Raw genomic sequence first — 21,206 nt, forward strand, 5'->3', positions numbered from 1 at the left:
GCCGCGATGACGGCGGCGGGGCCCGCTGGTGGCTGTCGAAAGCCCGCTGATCGGGGCCTGGCCTGGGCGGAGCCGGTCAGGTCACCGGTTGGTCTCGATCCGCCGCGGACAGCCGGGTGATCACCTGCAGCAACCCGGCCCGGAACGCGGCGTCCTCGGCGAGGTCGCCGAGCACCGCGGGCTCGGCCCGCACCGCCCGTTCGTGGACCGCGCGCCCGCGGGCCGTCAGCCGGGTGACGTGCCGCCGGGCGTCCGCCGGGTCCGGGGTGCGCGTGACGAACCCCGCCTTGGCCAGCCGGTCGAGGGTGCGGCTGATCGTCTGGTCGGTCACCTGGCAGCGCTGGGCCAGCGTCCGCTGGGGGAGCGGCCCGTCGCGCAAGGTGTGCAGCGCGATCAGCCCCGCGTGGGTGAGCCCCAGGTCGTCGAGCACCGCCGCCCAGCGGTGCTCGACCAGGCGTGCCGCCACGGCCAGGAGCCGGCCGGTCGGCCACGTGCTCAGGTCGGGTTCGGGGGTTGTGCTCACCGTCACTCCGGGTCGTCGTGCAGAATGTTCAGCTTGCTGAACAATTGGGCGTGTTCGCCCTCGAAAGGACCTTAGCGACCATGAACGACAAGCCGCGCCGGCTCCGCTGGCTGATCCCCGCCCTCCTGGTGGTCGCCTGGCTCGGGCTGGGCGGGTTCGGCGGCCCGTTCGCCGGGAAGCTGGGCGAAGTCGCGAAGAACGACAACGCCGCCTTCCTGCCGCGTTCGGCCGAGGCCACCGAGGTCTCCGACGAGCAGAAGGCCTTCAGCCCGCGCCAGGTGCTGCCCGCGACCGTCGTCGCCGAGCGCACCACCGGCCTGACCGCCGAAGACCGCCGGTTCCTCGACGCCAAGGCCCGGGAGCTGGGCACCGTGCCCGGTGTCGTCGGCCCGCTCGGGCAACCCGAGAAGGCGCCGCGCGACGACCAGGCCGTGCAGCTGGCCGTCCCGATCCTCGCCGGCGGCAACCCCGCCGACGTCGTCAAGGAGGTCCGCGCGAAGCTGACCGGCGCGCCGGCGGGGCTCACCGTGCTGGTCACCGGGCCCGCCGGGCAGATCGCGGACCTGGTGACGGCCTTCGGCGGCATCGACGGCATCCTGCTGCTCGTCGCCGGCGGGGTCGTCGCGCTGATCCTCATCGTCGTCTACCGGAGCCCGCTGCTGCCGTTCCTCGTGCTGCTGTCGGCGGTGTTCGCGCTCGGGCTGGCCAGCCTCGTCGTCTACCTGCTGGCGAAGAACGACGTCCTCGCGCTCAACGGGCAGAGCCAGGGCATCCTCTCGATCCTCGTGTTCGGCGCGGCGACCGACTACGCGCTGCTGACCGTCGCCCGGTTCCGGGAACAGCTGCGGGACACGCCGAGCCGCTTCGACGCGCTGAAACTCGCGTGGCGCGCGACGCTCGAACCGATCACCGCCTCCGCCGGCACGGTCATCCTCGGGGTGCTGTGCCTGCTGTTCAGCGACCTGAACTCGAACAAGGGCCTCGGGCCCGTCGCGGCGATCGGCATCGGTGCCGCGCTGCTGGCGTCCACCACGTTCCTGCCCGCCGTGCTGGCGCTGTGCGGTCGCGGCGCGTTCTGGCCGTTCAAGCCGGCGCTCGGCTCGCCGCACCCCGAGACGTCCGGGATCTGGGGTCGCGTGGCCGGGCTGGTCGGCCGCCGCCCGCGCGCGGTGTGGGTGGTGACGGCGCTCGTCCTCGGCGTGGGTGTCGCGTTCCTGCCGCAGCTCAAGGCGTCCGGCACCGCGCAGTCCGACGTCTTCCTGACCCAGGTCGAATCCGGCACCGGGCAGGACATCCTCGGCAAGCACTTCCCGGGCGGCCTCGGTGCGCCCGCCATCACGATCGCCGACGCGGACGCGGTGCCCGCGGTGCTCAAGGCGTCCACAATGGACGGTGTGGCGCAGTCCGTGCCGCTGCCCGAGGTGGTGAACGGCCGCGTTCAGATCCTTTCGGTGCTGAACGACCCGGCCGACTCCGAGGCGGCGGTCGCGACGGTCGGGCGGCTGCGGGACGCCGTGCACGCGGTCCCCGGCGCGAACGCGAAGGTCGGCGGCCCGACGGCAATCCAGCTCGACACGCAGAAGACCTCGGAGCACGACCGCGCGCTGATCATCCCGATCGTGCTGCTGGTCATCTTCCTGGTGCTGGCCCTGCTTCTGCGGTCCCTGCTCGCCCCGCTGCTGCTGATCGCGACCGTGGTGCTCTCGTTCGCCGCGACGATGGGCGTGTCCGCCGTGGTGTTCAACCACATCCTGGACTTCCCGGGCGCGGACCCGGTGGTGCCGCTGTTCGGGTTCGTCTTCCTGGTGGCGCTGGGCATCGACTACAACATCTTCCTGATGACGCGGGTCCGCGAAGAGGCGCTGACCCGGGGCACGCGCGAAGGGACGCTGCGCGGGCTGTCGCTGACCGGCGGCGTGATCACGTCGGCGGGCGTGGTGCTCGCCGCGACGTTCTCGGCGCTCGCGGTGATCCCGATCCTGTTCCTCGCCCAGATCGCGTTCATCGTCGCGTTCGGCGTCCTGCTGGACACGTTCCTGGTGCGGTCGCTGCTGGTACCCGCGCTGACGGTCGACGTCGGGCGCCGCGTCTGGTGGCCGTCGAAGCTGGCGAAGGCTACGAAATCGCCCGCTTGAAGTCCGGGCACTCGACGAGCGGTACGTGGTCGCAGCCGGCCGCGTGCCGCAGGCTGTCGCGCATCCGCGACAGTCTGCCGATCGTGTCGTCCAGCTCGGTCGCCTTGGCCGCCATCCGCTCGCGCAGCGCGTCGTCGCTCGGGGTCGCCACCAGGAACCGGGCGATCTCCGCGATCGTGAACCCCGCTCCGCGGGCGCAGGCGATCAGGTCGAGGCGGCCCAGGACGTCCGGGTGGTAGGTGCGGCGCAGGCCGTTGCGGCCGGCCGGTTCGACGAGCCCGCGCTTCTCGTAGAACCGCAGGGCCGAGGGCGCCAGCCCGGACTTCAACTCAACTGCGGGTCCGTGCGGCAGATCGAAGCTCCCGGCCTGCCGCCCGCGCCCGCGGTCAACCACTGCCTGCTCGCCGAAACCGACCACGACGGTCTCGTCCTCGTCGAAACCGGCCTCGGCCTCGACGACGTCCGCGACCCCGCCGCCACCCTGGGCGGCGACTGGGTGACGATGGCCCAGCCACTGCTGGCCGAAGACGAGACCGCCGTCCGCCAGGTCGCCCGGCTCGGCTTCGCGCCCGAAGACGTGCGGCACGTCGTCGTCACGCACCTCGACGTCGACCACTGCGGCGGCCTGCCCGACTTCCCGGCCGCGCGGGTCCACGTCCTGGCCGCCGAGCGGGATGCCGCGCTGGCCGAAGCGCCGAGCTTCCGCTACCGGCCCGCGCACTGGGCGCACGAGCCGGAGTGGGAGACCTACGAGCCGCCCTCCGGCGACGACTGGTTCGGCTTCGCGTCGGTGCAGCTCAGGGGCGTGCGCGCGGACATCCGGCTGGTCCCTCTCGGCGGGCACACCGCGGGCCACGCCGGGGTCGCCGTCCACGACGGCTCGCGGTGGCTGCTGCACTGCGGCGACGCGTACTACTACCACCGGGAGCTCGAGGCGGCCCCGATGCCGCACCCGGTCCTCGACGTCGTCCAGACCCGCTCGGAAATCCACCACGACCTGCGCCTGGGCACGCAGGCGCGGCTGCGCGAGCTCGTCCGCGGCCACGGCGACGAGGTGACGGTCTTCAGCGCCCACGACCCGTGGGAGCTGGCCCGCCTGCGCGCCTAGGAGTCGAGCCGGGCGCGGGACTGCCGGGTTTCGCCGGTCAAATAGTCCGTCGTGCCGGTGAGGGCCAGCAGCCGGTCCAGCGACGCCGGCCGGTTGTCCAGGTGCAGCCGGGCGCCCGCGCCCGTCACCGCGCGGTGCACCAGCAGCAGGGTCGACAGCCCGGAGGAGTCGCAGAAGGCGATCCCGGCGCAGTCGAGCCGCACGTCCCGGACGCCCGGGAGGCCGGCCAGCCGGTCGGTGACCAGCCGCAGCAGCGACCCGGCCGTGGCGAACTCGAGCGGGCCCGTGATCGTGACGCGGGCCGGTTCGCCGTCCGGCGCAGCCCACGTGCAGGTCAACGTCATGCCGGGACCGCCGATCCGGCGGCCGGGCCCGCCACGTGCGTGCGTGCCGCGCGGAGCAGGCCGGTGGCCCGCGGGAAGTCGCGCAGCTCCGCCTCGAGCAGCTCGAGGGCGGGGACCAGGGAGGCGGCCGGGACGCCACGCGCGGTGAGGATGCCGGCCGTCCAGCTCAGAAAGCCGGTGAACAGCTCCTCGTCGCCGACGTACAGCGCGGTCGCCAGGAACTCGACGATGTGCGCGAGGTCCTCGGCGGTGTGCTGGCGCTGCAGGTCGGTGTAGGTCCGCATGGCCGGGACGCGCTCCTCCAGCCCGGCCAGCACGGCCTTGACCAGCCGAGCCGCGCTGCGGCTGACCAATGTGTACTCCTGGTCGGCCAGGTGCGGCAGGTCGTCGAGCGGCTGGTGCCCGGCGTGCGGGCGGGGGAGCGGCTCGGTCAGCCGGTCGGCCGCCGTGCGCGCGTCCGGCGCCCACGCCTCGGCGCCGAGCAGCCGGGCGTACCGGCCGTCGGGCCCGAACGCGGCACCCCCGGCGATGACCGGCGTCGCGGCCGCCTGGCACGCGGTGATCGTGGCGTGCGCGGTCGGCAGCCGGGTCGCGATCGACCCGGACAGCGCGACGGCGTCCGGCCCGGTGCGGTGCAGGTGGGCCACCAGGTGCGGGGCGGGCACCTGTGCGCCGAGGTAGTCGACGCGGAAGCCGCGCAGCCGCAGCACCTCGGCGAGAAGCCGGGCGGGCATCGCGTGCCACTCGCCGTCGACGCAGGCGACGGTGATCCGGCCGAGGTGCGGCTCCGGCCGCTTCAGCACGTACCCGAAGGTCGCGATGACGCGGTCGTTGATCGCGGTCGCCGCGTGCTCCTGCGCCACGGTCAGGCGGTTGGCCGCCCACTCCTGCCCGACCTTGCGCTGGACCGCGCCGATCACGTCGAGCAGCAGGCTCTCCGGGTCGGCGCCGGCCCCGAGCGCCTGGACCACGACGTCACCGGCGGCGTACTCGTCGCCGGTCGTGACGGCGTCCCAGAGCCGTTCGGCGTGCTCGGCCACCCCGGGCGCGCGGGTGGGGGTGCTCATGCCGTGTACCTCCCGCGACCGTGGCCGCCGACCGCGGCCAGGTGCTGGCCGCGCGGCGCGGTGATCGCCAGGACGGCCATGTCGTCGTGGGCGCCGCGGCCGATCCACTGCGACGCCAGCATCTGGATCCGCTCGACGACGGCGTCGGCGGGCATGTTCGAGCACTCGGTGAGGGACTGCCGGAGCCGGTCCTCGCCGAACATCGCGTCCCCGAGCGGGCCGCCGCGCGCCTCGACGATCCCGTCGGTGTAGAGCAAGCACGTCTCGCCGGGGTCGAGCGTGACGTCCGTGCCGGACGACTCGATCTCGGGCAGCACGCCGATCAGGCTCCCGTGGGTGTCGGCCTCCTCGACCCGGCCGTCGGCCCGGACGATCAGGGGCGGCGGGTGGCCGGCGCAGGTGACCCGCAGCCGGACGGTGGCGCCCTCGCGGCGCGCCGAGGCGAGCACGAGTGTGACGAACCGGGCGTTCCGGCCGTCGGCGAGCGTGCGGTTCAGCAGCTTCAGCAGCCGCTCGTGGTCGTCGGCCATCGGCAGCAGGGCGCGCAGCGTGGTGCGGATCTTGCCGGTCAGCACCGCGGCCTCGAGGCCCTTGCCGCAGACGTCGCCGAGCACGGCCAGCGACCCGTCGCCCCCGGTGGTGACCGCCGAGTGCACGTCGTAGAAGTCGCCGCCGATGCGCTCGCCGTCGCGGGCCGGGCGGTAGCGGCCGGCGAACTCGACCCCGCCCAGCTGCTCGAGCGTCGGCGGGAGCAGCTCGCGCATGAGCGTGTCGGTGATCGACGCCTGCAGCGCGAACACACGCGCCGCCGACATCGCCGCGCCGGCCCGCGCCGCGAACAGCCGCGCGAAGAGCTCTTCGGAGTCGGTGAACGACGCCCGGTCGCCGCGGCGGAGCAGCACCAGCGCGCCGGCGGGGACGCCGTGACCGGGCAGCGGCGTGACGACGATCGAGCCGACCGGGCCGAAGCCCGCCGGCAGCACCCAGCCGGGCGCCGCGGCCGGGTCGAGCCAGCGCGACGGCACCGGCGGGAAGCCCTGCAGCGCCTCACCGAGGCCGGGCAGCTCGTCCGGGTCGATCTCCAGCAGGGACCGCGTCGGTTCCCCGTCGCGCACGCACGTGACGGCCGGGTAGCTCCCGCCGGTGGTGGGCGCCACGACCAGAGCGGCGTCGGCGAGGTGCTGCGCGGCGAGCCGGGCGGCGACCTCCATGCAGCGGTCCAGGTTGAGCGAGCCGAGCAGTGCGGCGGAGGCGTCGCTGAGGAACGCGGTGCGCTCCCGCTCGCGGGCGAGGGAGTCCCGGGCCGCGCAGGCGTCGGTCTCGTCGACCAGCCACCAGGTGACGGACTCGCCGTGCCGGATCGGGTGGGCCGCGAAGGACCGATCGCCGACGTCGCCGCGGACGACCTCGTCGCCGTGGTGGTCGTCGTGGGCGCCGGCCAGCCAGCCCGCCGCGGTCTCGGCGAGCCGGCGGCCGGGCCCGGCCGCGGGGAAGAGCGTGCGGGCGGCCTCGTTGAGGGCGAGGACGACCCCGGTGGTGTCGGCGCAGACGGCCGCCACGGGCGCGGCCGCCCAGCCCAGGTCGCCGGTGTCCGGGACGGCCGGCGCGGTGCGCGCCGGGTCAGCCACGCGCACCCGCGGGGTCGTCGGTGGTCAGCTCGGCCCACAGCGTCTTGCCGCTGGGCCGGCGCAGCTGGCCCCAGGCCGCCGCGCAGCGCTCCACCAGCAGGAGCCCGCGGCCGCCCTGGTCGGACGGTGTCCGGCGGCGGGCGGGTTCGCCGCCGCCGTCGTCGACCTCGATCCGCAGCTTCGCGGCGCCGGGCAGCAGGCGCACGTGGTAGGGCGCGCGGCCGTGGCGCAGCGCGTTCGAAGTGAGTTCGTCGACCACCATCACCGCGGTGCTGACCACGTTCGCCGGGAGCTCCCGCAGGACCGTGCGGACCCAGTGGCGGACCTTGGCCAGCTCGGTGAGCTCGGCGGTGATGCCGAGCTCGTGCCGGATCGGTCTCCGGTTCACGTCCGCCTCCTTCGCCGCGCCGGGCTTCGGGGAGAACCCTGCCCCTTCTTCATGCCCGGATCCGGGCCCGCCGACACGGGTATCGGAGGAGGTCATGCTTCTTCGGCCCAGGAAGCGCGGACCGCGGCGACGCTCGGGTGCACCGGCATGACGTCGCCGAGGCCGAGCAGTTCGATCGGCCGGAGCACGGCGGGCACGGTCGTCACGACCGCCAGCCGGCCGCCCGCCCCACGCAGCCGGCTGCCCAGCAGCAGCAGGACCTGCAGGCAGCTGGAGTCGCAGTACTCGACGTCGGCCATGTCCAGCACGACGTGGTCGGCGCCCGGCTCGGCCGGCAGCGCTTCGGCCAGCTTCGCGGAAACCGCGAAGTCGAACTCACCGCGCAGGGTGATGATCAGCGGGTCCCCGCCTTCGCCGACGTCGAGCGACCAGCCGTCACCGGAGTACCGCTGCCGAGGCCGCGTTGCGTCGGTCGTCATGCAGGCTCCAGGATGGGGGATCGGGAACGCGGGCTGGCGGCTCAACCTGCTTCCGACGCAATCTACCAGCGCCACCGGGCCCGGGCAGCCCGGTGCCCCGGTCACCGTCCTTTGAGGACTTCCTCCCGCCGGGCCGGTTCGGGGGCCGCGCCGGGCTCCGGAACGTCCGGCACGATGGCCGTGTTGACCGTCCGCGTCAGCCGTTCGTAGGGCGCCCGGTGCTCGCCGTCGAGCAGCACGGCCAGCGGCGTCCAGACGCCCACGACGAACACCGACGCGGCCAGCGCGACCGGCAGGAGCAGCCGCTCGGGGTGGCTGCCGAGGTCCCAGTGGTCCAGGTCCAGCACCAGCCACGTCAGCCACAGCGGGGAGAGCAGGATGCCGTTGCGGACGAGCAGCGCGATCGGCCCGGCCCGGCGCCGGCCGCGGCGCACCACGCGCAGCAGCATCGCCCGCTTCCCGGGTGTCGACCCGGTCACCGCGGGCAGCACCACGAACCAGACGAGGGCGAGGATGACGACCGGTGTGTCGCGGTGGGTCAGGTCCTCGCCGAACAGCGTGAGCAGGCCGAACAGGAAGCCGAGCAGCGCGGCGAACCCGAGCAGGTCGGTGGCCAGCGCGAAGAGCCGCCGGGTGAACGTGACCTTCGCGGCGTAGCGGCGCCGGTCGTGCTCCGGCTCGGGCGAGGGCAGCAGGCGCCCGAGCGGCCCGGCGACGAGCCAGCCCACGACGACGCCGGCGGTGTTGAGGATCAGGTCGTCGACGCTGAAGAGCCGGTACGGGCACGGGTAGACGAACCACAGGCCGGTCAGCTGCGTCAGTTCGAAGAACAGGGAGACGCCGAAGCCGATCAGCGTCGCGGGCACGAGCCGCATCCGCTGCGCGTAGCGGACGTAGAACCCCAGCGGCGCCAGCATCACGACGTTGAGCGCGGTGGTCCAGACCGCCGGGTTGTGCAGTAGCGCGCCGGGGCTCCAGTGCCCCCGGGCGCGCTGGGACACGACTTCGACGAAGTAGAAGGGCCGCAACTGCGGAGAACTCGCGTAGGTGTGCCCCGCGCAGTACGCCGAGTCGGCGGGCAGTGGCAGCACCGTCTGCATCGCGATCGCCAGCAGGTAGAAGAGGAACGTGTAGAAGACGAACGTCGGCCAGCCGCCGGCCCGGCCGCGCCGGCGGTAGCTGACGAACGCGGCGGGCAGCATGACGGCCAGCACTAGGAACGGGAAGAGGATCAGGGCCGTCCGGACGGGGACGAGGTAGGTGGCGACCACGGAGCCGGTGGTACCCAGCCGGACGGGGAACGAAGCGTGCTTCCCCCGGACGGCTGGGCGCGCACCGGATCGGGCTCAGCGCGCCCCGGGTCCGGACACCGTGGCCGGCGCGGCGGGGAGGCCGGGTCGCGGCCCCCCGCTGCGCCGGCTGATCTCCGCACCCGGCGCCGCGGGGCGCGGCCGGGCCGGGCTCACTGCGGGGGCGCGTCCTGCTGCCCGCCGCCCTGGTTGTGCAGGTAGTCCTTCACCTTCTCGGAGCCCTGGTCGATCTTGTCGGCGTGCTCGCCGAACCGCTGCTTGGCGGCGTCGGCGGCCTTGTCCACGCCCTGGTCGGCCTGGTCCGGGTGCTTGCCGAGCGCTTCCTTGGCCTTGTCGAACAGGTTCATCGGTGCCTCCGTTCGGAATCCGATCTTCGGACACCCCGAGGAGAACACCGGCGCAACCGGCTCGCAACCGAATGGCCGCATTCCCTCACCTGTCGTGGGTATTACCGCCCCTTTCCCGGGTGAAAGCTCTTCGACGGGGTTTGGAACCGGCGTGTCCGGGTAGCGGCCGATTCCTTTCCGGCGCGGGCCCGGTCGGTAAGGGCATGAGCACTTCCCTGAAAGAGAAACGCGTGGTCGCCGTCGTCGGCGCCACCGGGCGGCAGGGCGGCGGGCTGGTCCGCTCGATCGCCGCGGACCCCGACGGTGCCTTCACCGTCCGGGCCATCACGCGCGACGCGGGTTCGCCGCGCGCGAAGGAACTGGCCGGGCTGGGCGCCGAAGTCGTGGCCGCGGACCTCGACGACCCCGCGTCCGTCGAGGCGGCTTTCACCGGCGCGTACGGCGCTTTCTGCGTCACCGCGGCGCAGGAACACCCACCGGAACGGGAAACCGCGCACGCCGCCACGATGGCCGCGGCGGCCCGGGCCGCCGGCGTCGGGCACGTGGTGTGGTCGACGTTCGAGGACACCCGGACGTTCGTCGCGCCCGGTGACGAGCGGATGCCGGTGCTGCCCGGCGGTTACCTGGTCCCGCACTACGACGCCAAGGGCGCGGCCGACGCGGAGTTCGATGCCGCGTCGACGACCTTCCTGCGCACGGCGTTCTACTGGGAGAACTTCTTCGACGGCGGCCCGCGCCGCGGCGAAGACGGAGTTCTCACCTTGGCCCTGCCGCTGGGTTCGGCGCGGCTGCCCGGCATCGCGGTGGCGGACATCGGCCACTGCGCCCACGCGATCCTCCGGCGTCCGGAGCTGGCGGGGAAAACGGTGAGCATCACCGGCGAAAACCTCACCGGTGCCGAGCTCGCGGCCGCGTTCGCCACATTCCTCGGCGAACCGGTGCGGTTCCAGGACGTCCCCGCGAGCGTCTTTCCCGCCGAATTGGGCAACATGTTCCGGTTCACCCAGGACTTCGAAGCCGCGTACGCGGGTGCGCGCGATCCGGCCGCGGTCCGCGACCTCCACCCCGGCCTGCTGACCTTCCGGCAGTGGCTGGCCGAAACCCCGGAAAGGACGTTCCGATGACCCTGTCCCTCACCGAAGCCGCCCGCGAGGTGCTCGACGGGCCGCACACGGCCGTGCTCGCCACTTCGAACGCCGACGGCCGGCCGCAGTCGTCGGTGATCTTCGTCAAGCGCGACGGCGACACCGTCGTCTTCAGCACCATCAAGGGGCGGCTGAAGACCCGGAACATGGAACGCGACCCGCGGGTCAGCCTGCTGGTGTCGGCCCACCCCGGCCGGTGGGTCGAGCTCCGGGGGACCGTCGAGATCGCCGACGATCCGGAAAAGGTGCTGCTGCACGAAATGTACGACCGGTACATGGGCGGGAATACGCCACCGCCCGAGCCGGACGCGCAGCGGGTGATCGTCCGGATCGTCCCGGAAAGGCAGTACGACTGGCCGCCGAAGGAGGCCGCTTGAACCAGCCGGGGCCCCAGGCCGTATACCGGGTGAGGATCGCCGGTCCCGCCGCACGGGCCGGGCGGTCACCGCCGCGATCGACGTGAGGCCCGCATGTTTGGAAAGCCCGTCCCGGCCACCCCGGCCGCCGTACCCCTGCCCGACTTCGGGTTGCCCCGGACCGGGCGGCGGCACGCCGTCTCCGGGGTGGTCGTGACCGCGCTCGCCGCGCTGCTGGTGCTGTTCGCGCTGCTGTCCCCGGACGACCTGACGTCCTTCTCGGCCGAAGCGCTGGTGCGGGTGCCGGTCGAGGGGGTCGTCGTCGCCGCGTTGCTGCTGGTCCTGCCGCCGCGGCCGCGGCGGGTCGTCGCGGTGCTCACCGGGCTGGTGCTCGGGCTGCTCGTCGTGCTGAAGGCGCTGGACACGGGCTTCTACGCGACGCTGGAGAAGCCCTTCGACCCGGTCTACGACTGGAGCTTCTTCAGTGCCGGGGTCGAGTTCCTCGCCGGGCAGATCGGCGAAGCGGGCGCGATCACCGCGCTCGTCGGCGCCGGGGTGCTCGTGGTCGCCGTCGTGGTGCTGATGGTGCTGGCGATGCTGCGGCTGAGCCGGATCGCCGCCGGGCGCCGGACCGGCGCGACGCGGGTGGTGGCGGTGCTCGGCGTGGTCTGGATCGTCTGCTCGGTGCTGGGGGTCGAGATCGCGCCGGGGCAGCCGGTCGCCGCGCAGAGCGCCGCCGCCCTCGCCTACGGCGACCTGCGCCAGGTCGGTGCCGACCTGCGCGAGCAGCGTCCGTTCGGCGAGGTCGCCGCCGAGGACGCGTTCCGCACCACCCCCGGCGACCAGCTGCTCACCGGCCTGCGCGGCAAGAACGTCGTGCTCACCTTCGTCGAGAGCTACGGCCGGATCGCGCTCGACGACCCCGCCATCGCCCCGAAGATCGGCGCCACGCTCGACGCCGGCACGGCCGAGCTGCGCGCGGCGGGCATCGGCGCCAAGAGCGCGTTCTTGTCCTCCTCGACGTTCGGCGGCGGGAGCTGGCTCGCCCACTCCACCGTCGAGTCCGGCATGTGGATCGACAACCAGCAGCGGTACAACAAGCTCCTCGACAGCGACCGGCTGACCCTCGGCGGCGCCTTCCAGAAGGCGGGCTGGAAGACCGTCTGGGACGTCCCGGCGCACACGAAGGACTGGCCGGAGGGACAGCGGTTCTACCACCCGGACGCCTACTACGACTTCCGGAACATCGGGTACAAGGGACCCGGGTACGCCTACGCCACGATGCCCGACCAGTACACGTTCTCGATGCTGCAGCGCAACGAGCTCTCGAAGAGCGCGGACAAGCCCGTGATGGCCGAGGTGGACCTCGTCTCCAGCCACGCGCCGTGGTCGCCGCGGCCCTGGCTGGTGGACTGGAACCAGGTCGGCGACGGCTCGGTCTTCGCGCCGCAGCCGGCCGCGGGCGAGGCACCGGAGTCGGTCTGGAAGGACCCGGCGAAGATCCGCGACGCCTACCGCGACGCCACCGACTACTCGCTGAAGACGCTGATCTCGTTCATGCAGCACTACGGCGACGACAACACCGTCCTGGTGTTCCTCGGCGACCACCAGCCGCCGGTCGTCACGCCGCAGGGAGCGGTGCACGACGTGCCGATCACGATCGTCGCCAAGGACCCGAAGGTGCTGGACCGGATCTCCGGCTGGGGCTGGACGGACGGCCTGCACCCGGCCGCGCAAGCGCCGGTCTGGAAGATGGACTCCTTCCGGGACCGCTTCCTGACCGCGTTCGCCCACTGACCGTCCACTGAGGACACTCCGTCCGGTGGCTTCCGGGGACGCGCCCGGTGCGCCTATCCTGGAGCCGCCGGGCGGGGGAGCCCGGCCGATCCACGGACACGGGAGGGTAAGTGGATCAGCAGGGGGAGTCTCGTTTCGCGTACCGCGGTGCGCCGCCCGGGGTCGTGCCCTACTACCTGGCGATCGAGGCCGGCGCCGTCGCGCTGCTGGTCCTGGCCGTGCCCTCGACGAAACCGGCCCCGCGGGAGTGGCTCTTCTTCGCCGTCCTGCTCGCGTCGGCGGTCGTGCAGACCGAGCTGTCGGCGAAGGCCGAGCGGATGCGCCGGTTCCTGTCCCGGAACCCGCACGTCAGCGTCGCCTCAGTGTGGTACTTCGCCGGGGCGCTCGTGCTGCCGCCGGTCCTGGCCGCCGTCCTCGCGGTGGTGGTCTACGGCCACCTCTGGGGACGCACGGCGGGCGGGGTGCCGGGCAGCAGGCTGTACCGGGCGACGTGCTCGGCCGCCACGCTCGTGGTCACCGTCTTCGCCGCCGGGGCCGTCGCCGGCGTGGCCGGGCCGATCGCGTCCGGCCTGACGCTGGGCCTGGTCAACACGCTGCTCGTGATGGTCGGGTTCAAGCTCCACGAGCCGGGCCGCCCGTTCCTGTCCTTGGCGGGATCGGTGTCGGAGAACCTGCTGGACGCGGCGACGCTGTGCCTCGGCATCGTGGCGGCGGCGCTGCTGCCGGCGCGGCCGTGGCTGGTCCCGCTATTGGTACTGCCGGTCGTGCTGCTGCACCGCGGCGAGCTCGGGCGGCGGCTGGAACTGCAGGCCCGCGACCCCAAGACCGGGCTGCTGACCAGCGGGGAGTGGCGGGCGCGGGCCGAGGCCGAGCTGAGCCGGGCGGCGCGCGCCGGCGGCGACTGCGGGATCCTGATGCTCGACCTCGATCACTTCAAGCGCGTCAACGACACCTACGGGCACCTGGCGGGCGACGACGTCCTGCGGGCGGTGGCCGACGCGGTCCGGGGCGAGGTGCGGGTCTACGACTCGGTCGGCCGGTTCGGCGGGGAGGAGTTCGTCGTGCTGCTGCCGGGCATCGGGCAGGTCCACTCCGTCGCGGTCGCCGAACGGATCCGCGACGCGGTGGCGGGGCTGGCCGTCGCGGCGGCGGACGGGACGCGGATCGCCGGGCTCTCGGTGTCGATCGGGGTGGCGGTGCACCCGGCCGCGGGCCGCGCGGTGGACGAGGTGCTGGGCGCCGCGGACAAGGCCGTTTACGCGGCGAAGAACGCCGGCCGCGATCGGGTTTGCGTCAGCCGTTGAGGAATTGCGGCCCCGCCCGCCATCCGTCCAGGGTCGCGGGCTAGCCCGGATGGAGCAGCGTGGTGACTTTCCGCTGCGCGCATTCACTGGCCCGATGAATTGCCGGTAATTCTTCCGCGCTTCTACGCTTCATAACGTCGGGTTTCTCCGCGTTGAGGAGTGTGCATGCGAAGGAAATTGGCGGTTCTCGGGGTCGCTGTGTTTTCGTTGTTCGGGTTGTCGGTCGTGCCCGCGGCCGCGGCCGGCGGCGACTTCGCGCCACCCGGCTGTTTCGGCGAGCGCTACGGAACCCTCTTCGGCGAAGGCGTTTCGGTGAGCTGCTTCCCCGGTGAGGGCTACGGGTACCGCGTGATCGCGCAGTGCGCGAACGGCAGCGCGTTCTGGTTCGTGGCCGGCGATTTCGTGCCGTACGGATTCGGTCCGGCGGTGGCGGAATGTTCGGGCGCGCTGCTGGTCCCGGCGCGGGTGGTGGCCTACCGGGTCGACGAAATCTGATTCGCGCGCAGAACCGTCCGGTCGCCCATTCCCGGGTGGCCGGACGGAGCCCTGTCCGCGTTTCACGAGGTGCGGCGGTCGTCCATCGCGTCGCGGTCCCAGTCGATTCCGAGCCCGGGCGTTTCCGGGGGGATCGCTCGCAGCTGGGGGATGTGCTCGACGTACCGGCCGTTCGGCAGACGTCGACGGTGAAGGCTTCGGCCATGTGGGCGACCTTGATCCACGGCGGAGCCGGGCGTGCCCGCTGACGTCGTCGGCCGGCCTCGGCGGCCGTCATCGACTGGTTCGCGTCCACCATGAGGTCCAGCCGCGGCCCGACCGCCTCGCGGACCACGGTGAGCCACTCGAGGTCGTCGGGCTAGCCGATCTTCACCTTGACCCCGTCCCGCCCGGCGAGTGAGGTGATGGCGCCGACGCTCGTCGCCCGCGTGGCGGCGAAGAGGTCCCGCCACAGCGCTCCGGCCAGCCGCGAGTCCCGGCCGAGGAGCCGGGAGAGCAGGTGGTCCCGCAGCAGGACGACGGAGCTGCCGCAGGTGCCGATCGTGTAGGAGCAGCCGAGGCCGGTGTTCCCGTCGGCGGTGGTGAGCTCGACGAAGACGGTCTCCTGCGAGGTGAACGCCTGTCAACGGGCTCTCGGGGGGACGGTCATGCACGTCTGCTGCCCCGCAGACTCTGGTTCCCCCCGCGCCCGGCACCCGCGTGCTGTACTTGGTCCAGACCTTCGTCGGCGCGGACGGGAGACACCGGTTCGCGCTTCTCTCGCGCGCCCGAAACCTCTGTCTCGCAACGCATCCATGTCCAGAGTCCGCAATGGACAGTTGTTCGCCTCCGCGAATTCCGGACAGAAGACCGGACATTTCTGGACCACTCCCGCGACCACCCGCACACTCGGCCCACGGTGTGTTTCTTTCCCCCTGCCCGAAGGAGACCTCATGCGTCGAAGAATCGCCCTCGCCCTCGGCGGCGCCGCCGTCCTGACCGCGTCACTCGCGTCCTCCTCGCTCAGCCCGGCCGTCGCGTCGCCCGGGTTGATCGCCGCCATGCAACGGGACTTCGGCCTGACCGCCACCCAGGCCGAAACCCGGCTCGGCCAGGAGGTCACCGCGGCACGCGTGATGCCGGCCGCCCAGAAGGCCGCCGGTGCCGCGTTCGGGGGTGCCTGGTTCGATCCCGCGCTCGGCAAGCTCGTCGTCGGCGTGACCGACCCGGCCGCGGCGAACGCCGTCCGGCAGGCCGGTGCCGAAGCCGCGCCGGCCAAGGTAAGCGCCGCCAAGCTCGACGCCGCGAAAGCCGCGATCGACGCCTCCGCCAAGGCGAACCCCGCGCCGGCGGCGGTCAGCGGCTGGCGCACCGACCCGCGCGCCGGCAGCGTCGTCGTCACCCTGCGGCCGGGCGCGCACGGCGCCGACGTCGACGCCTTCCTCGCGAAAGCCCGCGAGGCCGGCCCGGTCACCGTCGCGACCACCCCGGCCGCCGAGCCGTTCTCGGCCGGCACCGTCGGCGGCGACCCGTACTACATCAACGGCAACACGCGCTGCTCGATCGGCTTCTCCGTGCAGGGCGGCTTCGTCAGCGCCGGGCACTGCGGTGGCGTCGGCAGCTCGGTGGTCGGCTGGGACGGCTCGGCGATGGGCACCTTCGCCGGCTCCTCCTTCCCCGGCAACGACTACTCGTTCATCCGCATCGGCAACGGCTGGTGGACCGCGCCGGTCGTGCTCGGCTGGGGCACGGTGAGCGACGCGCTCGTCCGCGGCTCGTGGGTCGCGCCCGTCGGGACGTCGGTGTGCCGTTCGGGCTCGACGACGCACTGGCACTGCGGCGTCGTCGAAGGGCTCAACGAGACAGTCAACTACTCCCAAGGCGCCGTCTACCAGGTCACCCGCACCAACGTCTGCGCCGAACCCGGTGACTCCGGCGGCTCGTTCATCACGGGCGACCAGGCCCAGGGCGTCACCTCCGGCGGCTGGGGCAACTGCAGCTCCGGCGGCGAGACGTGGTTCCAGCCGGTGAACGAGATCCTGCAGACCTACGGCCTGTCCCTCGTCACGGCGTAGGAAAAATCTCCGGCGGCGGCCGATGAATCCGGCGGCCGCCGCCGGTAGGTACCGGTGAGGCCGCGCCACCAGGGCGTGGCGAAGACCACCGGGAGCAGTCATGAGCGTGATCGTCGTCGAGTTCCTCACCCTGGACGGCGTCGTCGAGGACCCGGACGGCTCCGGCGGCACGGCCACCGGCGGCTGGGCCTTCCGGCACGGCCCGGAGGCCGTGGCAGGGGACAAGTTCCGGCTCGGGACGCTGCTGGAGACCGGCGTCCTCCTGTTCGGCCGGACGACGTGGGAGCTGTTCGCGAAGCTGTGGCCGGGCCGCTCGGGTGAGTTCCCCGACCGCCTCAACGCCGCGGCGAAGCTGGTCGCCTCGCGGACCCTTCAGGACGTGTCCGCGTGGCAGAACTCCGTGCTGCTGCAGGGAGATCTCGCCGACGTCGTCGAGCGCGAGGAGCGGGACGTGATCGTCATCGGGTCCGTCGGGATCGCGCAGACCCTCGCCCGCCACGGCCTCGTCGACGAGTACCGCGTGCTCGTCTTCCCGAGTGTCGCCGGCGCGGGCCGCCGGCTCTTCGAAACCCCCGCGGACCTCGATCTCGTGTCGACCACGCAGGTCGGGCCCGCGATCCTCAGCACCTACCGGACGCGCTAGGTCCGCAGGAGGCTCGCGAGCCAGCCGCCGAGGACCTGCTGGACCTCGGCGCGGGTCCGCGCCGGGTCGTCCGCCGCGGCGATCATCCGGGCCGCCTCCATCACCGCGCTGAGCACGAGCTGGGCCAGGGCCCGGACGGGCATTTCGACGATCAGCCCGTCCGCCCTGGCCTGCTCGAGCACGGCGACGATCAGGCCGAGGCCGTACTCCGCCTCGATCTCGCGCCAGACCTCCCAGCCGAGCACCGCGGGCGCGTCGGTGAGGGAGATGCGGCGGACCTCCTCGCGCAGGCACGCGTCGAGGAAGACGCCGAGGCCCTGCAGCATGCCGGTCAGCGGGTCCGCGCCGTCGGCGAACGCGGCCTGGACCTCGTCGGTCAGTTCGCGTTCCAGCTCTTCGACGACGGCGCGGAACAGACCCTGCTTGTCGGCGTAGTGGTGGTACAGCGCGCCGCGGGTGACGCCGGCGGCGCGGGTGATCTCGTCCGCCGGGACGGCCTGGTAGCCGCGGGCGGCGAACAGTTCGCGCGCGGCGGCGACCAGTGCGGCCTTGGTGCCGGCGGAACGGTCCTGCTGGGTACGTCGCACCCGCCTAATCTGCCATGACGCCCGCGAACTCGACGATGTGCCCGGCCAGCGCGGCGGGCTGGTCTTCGGAGATGAACGTGTAGGTGTCCGCGATCTCGACGAGCTTCGCGTCCGGCAGCAGCGCGGCGAGCCGGTGGGCCAGCCGGAGCGGGAAGAGCTTGTCCTCGGTGGCCCACGCGAGCAGCACGGGACGGTCGAAGGTGCGCAGTGCCTCGGCGGCGGCGAGGGTGTGGCGCGGGTGCACGTCCCGCAGCAGCTTGCGCAGGTCGCGGCGCACCCCGGCCGACTTCCGCAGCTTCCCGAGGTAGGCCTGCGCGACGGCGTCCGGCAGCGGCCGCTTGGTCACCCAGCCGAAGAGCAGCGGCAGCGGGTACAGCGCTTTGATCCGGAGCAACTGGCCGAGCACCGCCATCGACCCGGGGATCCGCGCGATCGGCGGCAGCGCCTTGAAGATGGGCGGGAAGAAGTATTCGAAGCAGTCGGACGGCGTGAGCACGACCCGCCCGACCCGCTCCGGCCGGCGGCTGAGCATGATCTGCGTCAGCGCTCCGCCGGTGTCGTTCGCGACGAGCGTGACGTCCCGCAGGTCGAGCGCCTCGAGGAAGTCGGCGATGAGGTCGGCGGCGCCGGTGGGGGAGAGGTCGGCGTCCGCGCGCATGGGGAGGTCGTGCGCGCCGAGAGGCAAGTCCGGGGCGAGGCACCGGAAGCCAGCCGCGGCGACGTCCGGCACCACCTTCCGCCAGAGTTCCGCGTTCGTCAGCACGCCGTGAACGAACACCACGGGGGCGCCCTCGCCCCGCTCGAAGTACCGCACCTCGCCGGCCGGCAGCCGGATCCGGCGTTCCTGGCCCAAGGATTCGCTGCGTATCGTCATGTGCAGCAGAGTACATACATGGTGTATGTATGTAAATGAGTCCGGGATTGATGGGGGCGAAGGGGCGCTTGCGGCTGGTGGTGGTGGGCAGGCTCGGCCGGCCGAGCCGACGCTGCCCGGGCTTGGGGAAGGGGCGCTGGGTCGGACGGCCGACCGCCTCGCGGCTCGGTGGGAGCGGCCGGTTTTTGGTGGCCGGGTGCGCCGAGACTGCCTGCGGCCCGGCGGAAGGGGGGCCGACTCGCGCAGCCGCTCGCGCCGAGGGCTGCCCACTGCTCGAACCCGCGCTGCCAGGCCGGCTGGTCGTCGCAAGTCGCCTGCGCGGCTCGAGGGGTTAGTCGCGGTGATGCCCCGGGACTTGGCTTCGGGGAAAGGTCGGATCCGGGGGCATCACCGCCCGCGGGACAGCTGACACGGTGTCCTGCGGTGGACTCACCCTACGAACCTCCGGCGCGCCTGACCAGGGCCTCGATGCGGTGTCGAAGGTTTGTCGCCCGGTCGGTCACCGGACCTACCGAGAGTGGAGCGGCGCGGGTTCGTCCGGTGGCCGGTCGCCGTGGCGGTGGACGATCCTCCATTCGCCCTCTTCGCGTCGGTACACGTGGGTCACGCGCAGGGTGTACGTCGCCGGTTTTCCGTTGAGCGTCACGGTGTTGTGCTGGTAGCCGATCGTGTAGGCGAGGTCTCCGCTGGCGCCGGCCGCGACGACTTCGAAGCGGTACTCGCGGGAGTCGGAGAACTGCGCGGCGACGCGGCGGAAGGCGTCGCTCACGTCGGCCCAGCCGGTGCGGATCGGCAGCCAGGCGCCGAAAAGGCTGACCGGGTCGGCCTTCGGCCACAGTGCGGTGCGGGGTCCGGCGTCCCCGTTGTGCATGGCCCGTTCGGCGGCGGTCTCCCGCGGCAGCAGAGCGAGCCGGTCAAGAGGCGGTACGACTCGAGCCGCCGGCCGGAGCAGGCGCGGGAGAACCGGCGGCGCATCCTGGCCGCCGCGCACGACCTGTTCGTCACGAAGGGTTACGGCCGGACGACCATCGCCGACGTCGCCGCCGAGGCGGGCGTGGCGCCGGAGACCGTCTACTCGGCGTTCAAGAACAAGCCGGCGCTGCTGCACCGGACCTGGGACGTGACCGTCGGCGGGGACGACGAGGACGTCCCGATGCTGGACCGGCCGGAGCTGCGGACCCTCTTCGCCGAGCCTGACCTGCGCACCCGGCTCACCGCGTTCGCGGTCTTCAACACCGCCGCCATGCGCCGGACCGCGCGGCTGCACCTCGCCGTGCGCGGCGCGGCGGCGAGCGACCCCGCGGCGGCGGCGATGCTCACCGAGATCGACCGGCAGCGGCTGGAGAGCATGGGCGGGCACGCGCGCGAAGCCGCGGCCACCGGGCAGCTGGCCGTCTCCGAAGAGGAGTCTCGCGACGTGCCGTTCTCCACGACGGACGGGACGCTGTGGCACCACCTCGTCGAGGAGCGCGGGTGGTCCGACGAGCGGTACGCGGCCTGGCTCGGCCGGCTTTGGGTGGCGTCGTTCGTGCTACCCTTCGGTTGAAACTTCAACCGATTTCCGCGCACGGGGGCCGTCGATGTCGATCTTCCGTCTGAACCACGCCGTGCTGTACGTCCGGAACGTCGCCGAAAGCGTCGCGTTCTACCGGGACGTGCTGGGCTTCGACTACATCGAGGGCGGCGACGTCCACCGCGGCGCGGCCTTCCTGCGCGCGCCCGGCTCGACCAACGACCACGACCTCGGCCTGTTCGAGCTCGGTTCGCACGCCGCCGACTCGGGCGCGGGGGAGACGTCGGTCGGGCTGTACCACCTGGCGTGGGAGGTCGACACGCTCGGCGACCTCGAGCGGCTCGCCGGCCGCCTCGCCGAGGCCGGCGCGCTGGTCGGCTCGTCCGACCACGGAACCACGAAGTCGTTGTACGCCAAGGATCCCAGCGGGCTCGAGTTCGAGGTCGTCTGGATCATCCCGCGCGATCTGCTGACCGAAGAGGACCGGGCGAAGAGCGGGCCGCTCGACCTCGCGCGGGAGCTGGCGAAGTACGGTCCCGACGCGCGCAGTGGCGTCGGGATCTCGCGCCCCTAGGCCGTGACGCGGGTCCGCGCCGGTTCCGACGAGGTCCGGTGCAGGGCCGGCAGGTTGCCCAGGGCGAACCGGCCCGGGCCGACGAACGCCACGGCCAGCAGGCCCCAGCAGAACAGCGCCGCCGCCTCGCCGCCGTTCTGGATCGGGAGCAGGCCGGTCGGCAGGTGCACGGTGAAGTACGCGAAGGCCATCGAGCCGGAGCCGACCACCGCGGCCGCGCGGGTGCCGAGGCCGACGCAGACCAGGACGCCGCAGACGAGCTGGATGACGGCGGCCCACCACCCGGGCCACGCCCCGACGGCGGCGGGTGCCTTCGCACCGAGCACGCCGAAGAGCGTTTTCACGCCGTGGCAGGCGAACAGGAAGCCGATCACGATCCGGTAGAGCCCGATGACGTGGTCGCGGGCCGGGTCCAAGCGGTGCACGGGCGCCTCCGGGCGGCATCGGGCCGGCCGGTGGTTGCGGCCGGCCGGTGCGGATTCGGTGGAATCAGATATACCGCTCGTGAGAAGTTGACACACCCCCCGAAAGTTGC

Annotated in this window: 24 protein-coding genes and 1 pseudogene; 11 read left to right on the plus strand and 14 right to left on the minus strand. The window is 72.9% G+C overall.

Annotation, left to right across the window (positions count from 1 at the left end; genetic code table 11):
• Positions 1-76 precede the first annotated feature (76 nt).
• Positions 77-529: a MarR family winged helix-turn-helix transcriptional regulator gene (locus tag ACZ7OH_RS05705; protein WP_470279779.1), complete on the minus strand. Its 453-nt coding sequence runs from the start codon at positions 527-529 to the stop codon at positions 77-79.
• 74 nt (positions 530-603) lie between these two features.
• On the opposite strand from ACZ7OH_RS05705, the gene ACZ7OH_RS05710 reads away from it, so the two are divergent.
• Positions 604-2,658, plus strand: a complete 2,055-nt coding sequence (locus ACZ7OH_RS05710) for an MMPL family transporter (RefSeq protein WP_470279780.1) — start codon at positions 604-606, stop codon at positions 2,656-2,658.
• On the opposite strand, the gene ACZ7OH_RS05715 is transcribed toward ACZ7OH_RS05710, so the two are convergent.
• Positions 2,639-2,986 (minus strand): MerR family transcriptional regulator, encoded by a 348-nt coding sequence (locus ACZ7OH_RS05715; RefSeq protein WP_470279781.1) that lies wholly within the window; start codon positions 2,984-2,986, stop codon positions 2,639-2,641. The two genes, ACZ7OH_RS05710 and ACZ7OH_RS05715, sit on opposite strands and share 20 nt — an antisense overlap.
• A 15-nt stretch (positions 2,987-3,001) precedes the next feature.
• On the opposite strand from ACZ7OH_RS05715, the gene ACZ7OH_RS05720 reads away from it, so the two are divergent.
• Entirely contained in the window at positions 3,002-3,766 is a 765-nt protein-coding gene (locus ACZ7OH_RS05720) for an MBL fold metallo-hydrolase (protein ID WP_470279782.1), read from the plus strand.
• Here ACZ7OH_RS05720 and ACZ7OH_RS05725 read toward each other — a convergent pair.
• The 7 genes from ACZ7OH_RS05725 to ACZ7OH_RS05755 all read right to left on the minus strand — a co-directional run bounded on the left by ACZ7OH_RS05725 (position 3,763) and on the right by ACZ7OH_RS05755 (position 9,329).
• Positions 3,763-4,110, minus strand: coding sequence for an STAS domain-containing protein (locus ACZ7OH_RS05725; RefSeq protein ID WP_470279783.1), 348 nt, complete (start codon positions 4,108-4,110; stop codon positions 3,763-3,765). The two genes, ACZ7OH_RS05720 and ACZ7OH_RS05725, sit on opposite strands and share 4 nt — an antisense overlap.
• A complete protein-coding gene (locus tag ACZ7OH_RS05730; protein WP_470279784.1) occupies positions 4,107-5,177 on the minus strand; it encodes a cobalamin B12-binding domain-containing protein in 1,071 nt (356 codons plus the stop codon). The genes ACZ7OH_RS05725 and ACZ7OH_RS05730 overlap by 4 nt, the downstream gene beginning before the upstream one ends.
• Positions 5,174-6,805: a PP2C family protein-serine/threonine phosphatase gene (locus ACZ7OH_RS05735; RefSeq protein ID WP_470279785.1), complete on the minus strand. Its 1,632-nt coding sequence runs from the start codon at positions 6,803-6,805 to the stop codon at positions 5,174-5,176. Before ACZ7OH_RS05735 ends, ACZ7OH_RS05730 begins: the two co-directional genes overlap by 4 nt.
• Positions 6,798-7,193 carry an ATP-binding protein gene (locus ACZ7OH_RS05740; protein ID WP_400909373.1) on the minus strand — a complete coding sequence of 132 codons (396 nt, stop codon included), beginning with the start codon at positions 7,191-7,193 and terminating at the stop codon, positions 6,798-6,800. The genes ACZ7OH_RS05735 and ACZ7OH_RS05740 overlap by 8 nt, the downstream gene beginning before the upstream one ends.
• Before the next feature lie 92 nt (positions 7,194-7,285).
• On the minus strand, positions 7,286-7,672 hold the full coding sequence (locus ACZ7OH_RS05745; RefSeq protein WP_470279786.1) for an STAS domain-containing protein: 387 nt from the start codon (positions 7,670-7,672) through the stop codon (positions 7,286-7,288).
• A gap of 101 nt (positions 7,673-7,773) precedes the next feature.
• A complete protein-coding gene (locus ACZ7OH_RS05750) occupies positions 7,774-8,943 on the minus strand; it encodes a VanZ family protein (RefSeq protein ID WP_470279787.1) in 1,170 nt (389 codons plus the stop codon).
• A 191-nt stretch (positions 8,944-9,134) separates the two neighbouring features.
• Entirely contained in the window at positions 9,135-9,329 is a 195-nt protein-coding gene (locus ACZ7OH_RS05755; RefSeq protein WP_364466844.1) for an antitoxin, read from the minus strand.
• A 203-nt stretch (positions 9,330-9,532) separates the two neighbouring features.
• On the opposite strand from ACZ7OH_RS05755, the gene ACZ7OH_RS05760 reads away from it, so the two are divergent.
• From ACZ7OH_RS05760 to ACZ7OH_RS05780, 5 genes are all read left to right on the plus strand, one after another.
• The gene (locus ACZ7OH_RS05760; protein WP_470279788.1) at positions 9,533-10,453 is read left to right on the plus strand and encodes an NmrA/HSCARG family protein; all 921 of its coding nucleotides are present in this window, start codon (positions 9,533-9,535) and stop codon (positions 10,451-10,453) included.
• The gene (locus ACZ7OH_RS05765; protein WP_470279789.1) at positions 10,450-10,851 is read left to right on the plus strand and encodes a PPOX class F420-dependent oxidoreductase; all 402 of its coding nucleotides are present in this window, start codon (positions 10,450-10,452) and stop codon (positions 10,849-10,851) included. The genes ACZ7OH_RS05760 and ACZ7OH_RS05765 overlap by 4 nt, the downstream gene beginning before the upstream one ends.
• 93 nt (positions 10,852-10,944) lie before the next feature.
• Entirely contained in the window at positions 10,945-12,627 is a 1,683-nt protein-coding gene (locus tag ACZ7OH_RS05770) for a sulfatase-like hydrolase/transferase (RefSeq protein ID WP_470279790.1), read from the plus strand.
• Between the two features lie 110 nt (positions 12,628-12,737).
• The gene (locus ACZ7OH_RS05775; RefSeq protein WP_470279791.1) at positions 12,738-13,931 is read left to right on the plus strand and encodes a GGDEF domain-containing protein; all 1,194 of its coding nucleotides are present in this window, start codon (positions 12,738-12,740) and stop codon (positions 13,929-13,931) included.
• Between the two features lie 165 nt (positions 13,932-14,096).
• Positions 14,097-14,426: a hypothetical protein gene (locus tag ACZ7OH_RS05780; protein WP_470279792.1), complete on the plus strand. Its 330-nt coding sequence runs from the start codon at positions 14,097-14,099 to the stop codon at positions 14,424-14,426.
• 358 nt (positions 14,427-14,784) lie between these two features.
• Here ACZ7OH_RS05780 and ACZ7OH_RS05785 read toward each other — a convergent pair.
• Positions 14,785-15,027: pseudogene (locus tag ACZ7OH_RS05785) on the minus strand (hypothetical protein); the annotation flags it as partial.
• A 331-nt stretch (positions 15,028-15,358) separates the two neighbouring features.
• Here ACZ7OH_RS05785 and ACZ7OH_RS05790 point away from each other — a divergent pair.
• Both ACZ7OH_RS05790 and ACZ7OH_RS05795 read left to right on the plus strand, forming a co-directional pair.
• Positions 15,359-16,480: a S1 family peptidase gene (locus tag ACZ7OH_RS05790; protein ID WP_470279793.1), complete on the plus strand. Its 1,122-nt coding sequence runs from the start codon at positions 15,359-15,361 to the stop codon at positions 16,478-16,480.
• Between the two features lie 100 nt (positions 16,481-16,580).
• Positions 16,581-17,123: a dihydrofolate reductase family protein gene (locus ACZ7OH_RS05795; protein WP_470279794.1), complete on the plus strand. Its 543-nt coding sequence runs from the start codon at positions 16,581-16,583 to the stop codon at positions 17,121-17,123.
• On the opposite strand, the gene ACZ7OH_RS05800 is transcribed toward ACZ7OH_RS05795, so the two are convergent.
• The 3 genes from ACZ7OH_RS05800 to ACZ7OH_RS05810 all read right to left on the minus strand — a co-directional run bounded on the left by ACZ7OH_RS05800 (position 17,120) and on the right by ACZ7OH_RS05810 (position 19,455).
• Entirely contained in the window at positions 17,120-17,710 is a 591-nt protein-coding gene (locus ACZ7OH_RS05800; RefSeq protein WP_470279795.1) for a TetR/AcrR family transcriptional regulator, read from the minus strand. The two genes, ACZ7OH_RS05795 and ACZ7OH_RS05800, sit on opposite strands and share 4 nt — an antisense overlap.
• A gap of 4 nt (positions 17,711-17,714) precedes the next feature.
• Positions 17,715-18,584: an alpha/beta fold hydrolase gene (locus ACZ7OH_RS05805; protein ID WP_470279796.1), complete on the minus strand. Its 870-nt coding sequence runs from the start codon at positions 18,582-18,584 to the stop codon at positions 17,715-17,717.
• A gap of 508 nt (positions 18,585-19,092) precedes the next feature.
• Positions 19,093-19,455 (minus strand): YybH family protein, encoded by a 363-nt coding sequence (locus tag ACZ7OH_RS05810; protein WP_470279797.1) that lies wholly within the window; start codon positions 19,453-19,455, stop codon positions 19,093-19,095.
• On the opposite strand from ACZ7OH_RS05810, the gene ACZ7OH_RS05815 reads away from it, so the two are divergent.
• Positions 19,450-20,130, plus strand: a complete 681-nt coding sequence (locus ACZ7OH_RS05815; protein WP_470279798.1) for a TetR/AcrR family transcriptional regulator — start codon at positions 19,450-19,452, stop codon at positions 20,128-20,130. The two genes, ACZ7OH_RS05810 and ACZ7OH_RS05815, sit on opposite strands and share 6 nt — an antisense overlap.
• Positions 20,131-20,164: 34 nt before the next feature.
• Positions 20,165-20,671, plus strand: a complete 507-nt coding sequence (locus ACZ7OH_RS05820) for a VOC family protein (protein ID WP_470279799.1) — start codon at positions 20,165-20,167, stop codon at positions 20,669-20,671.
• On the opposite strand, the gene ACZ7OH_RS05825 is transcribed toward ACZ7OH_RS05820, so the two are convergent.
• Positions 20,668-21,096 carry a DoxX family protein gene (locus ACZ7OH_RS05825; RefSeq protein ID WP_470279800.1) on the minus strand — a complete coding sequence of 143 codons (429 nt, stop codon included), beginning with the start codon at positions 21,094-21,096 and terminating at the stop codon, positions 20,668-20,670. The two genes, ACZ7OH_RS05820 and ACZ7OH_RS05825, sit on opposite strands and share 4 nt — an antisense overlap.
• Between the last annotated feature and the right edge of the window lie 110 nt (positions 21,097-21,206).

The organism is Amycolatopsis sp. NPDC114478 (assembly GCF_055633805.1).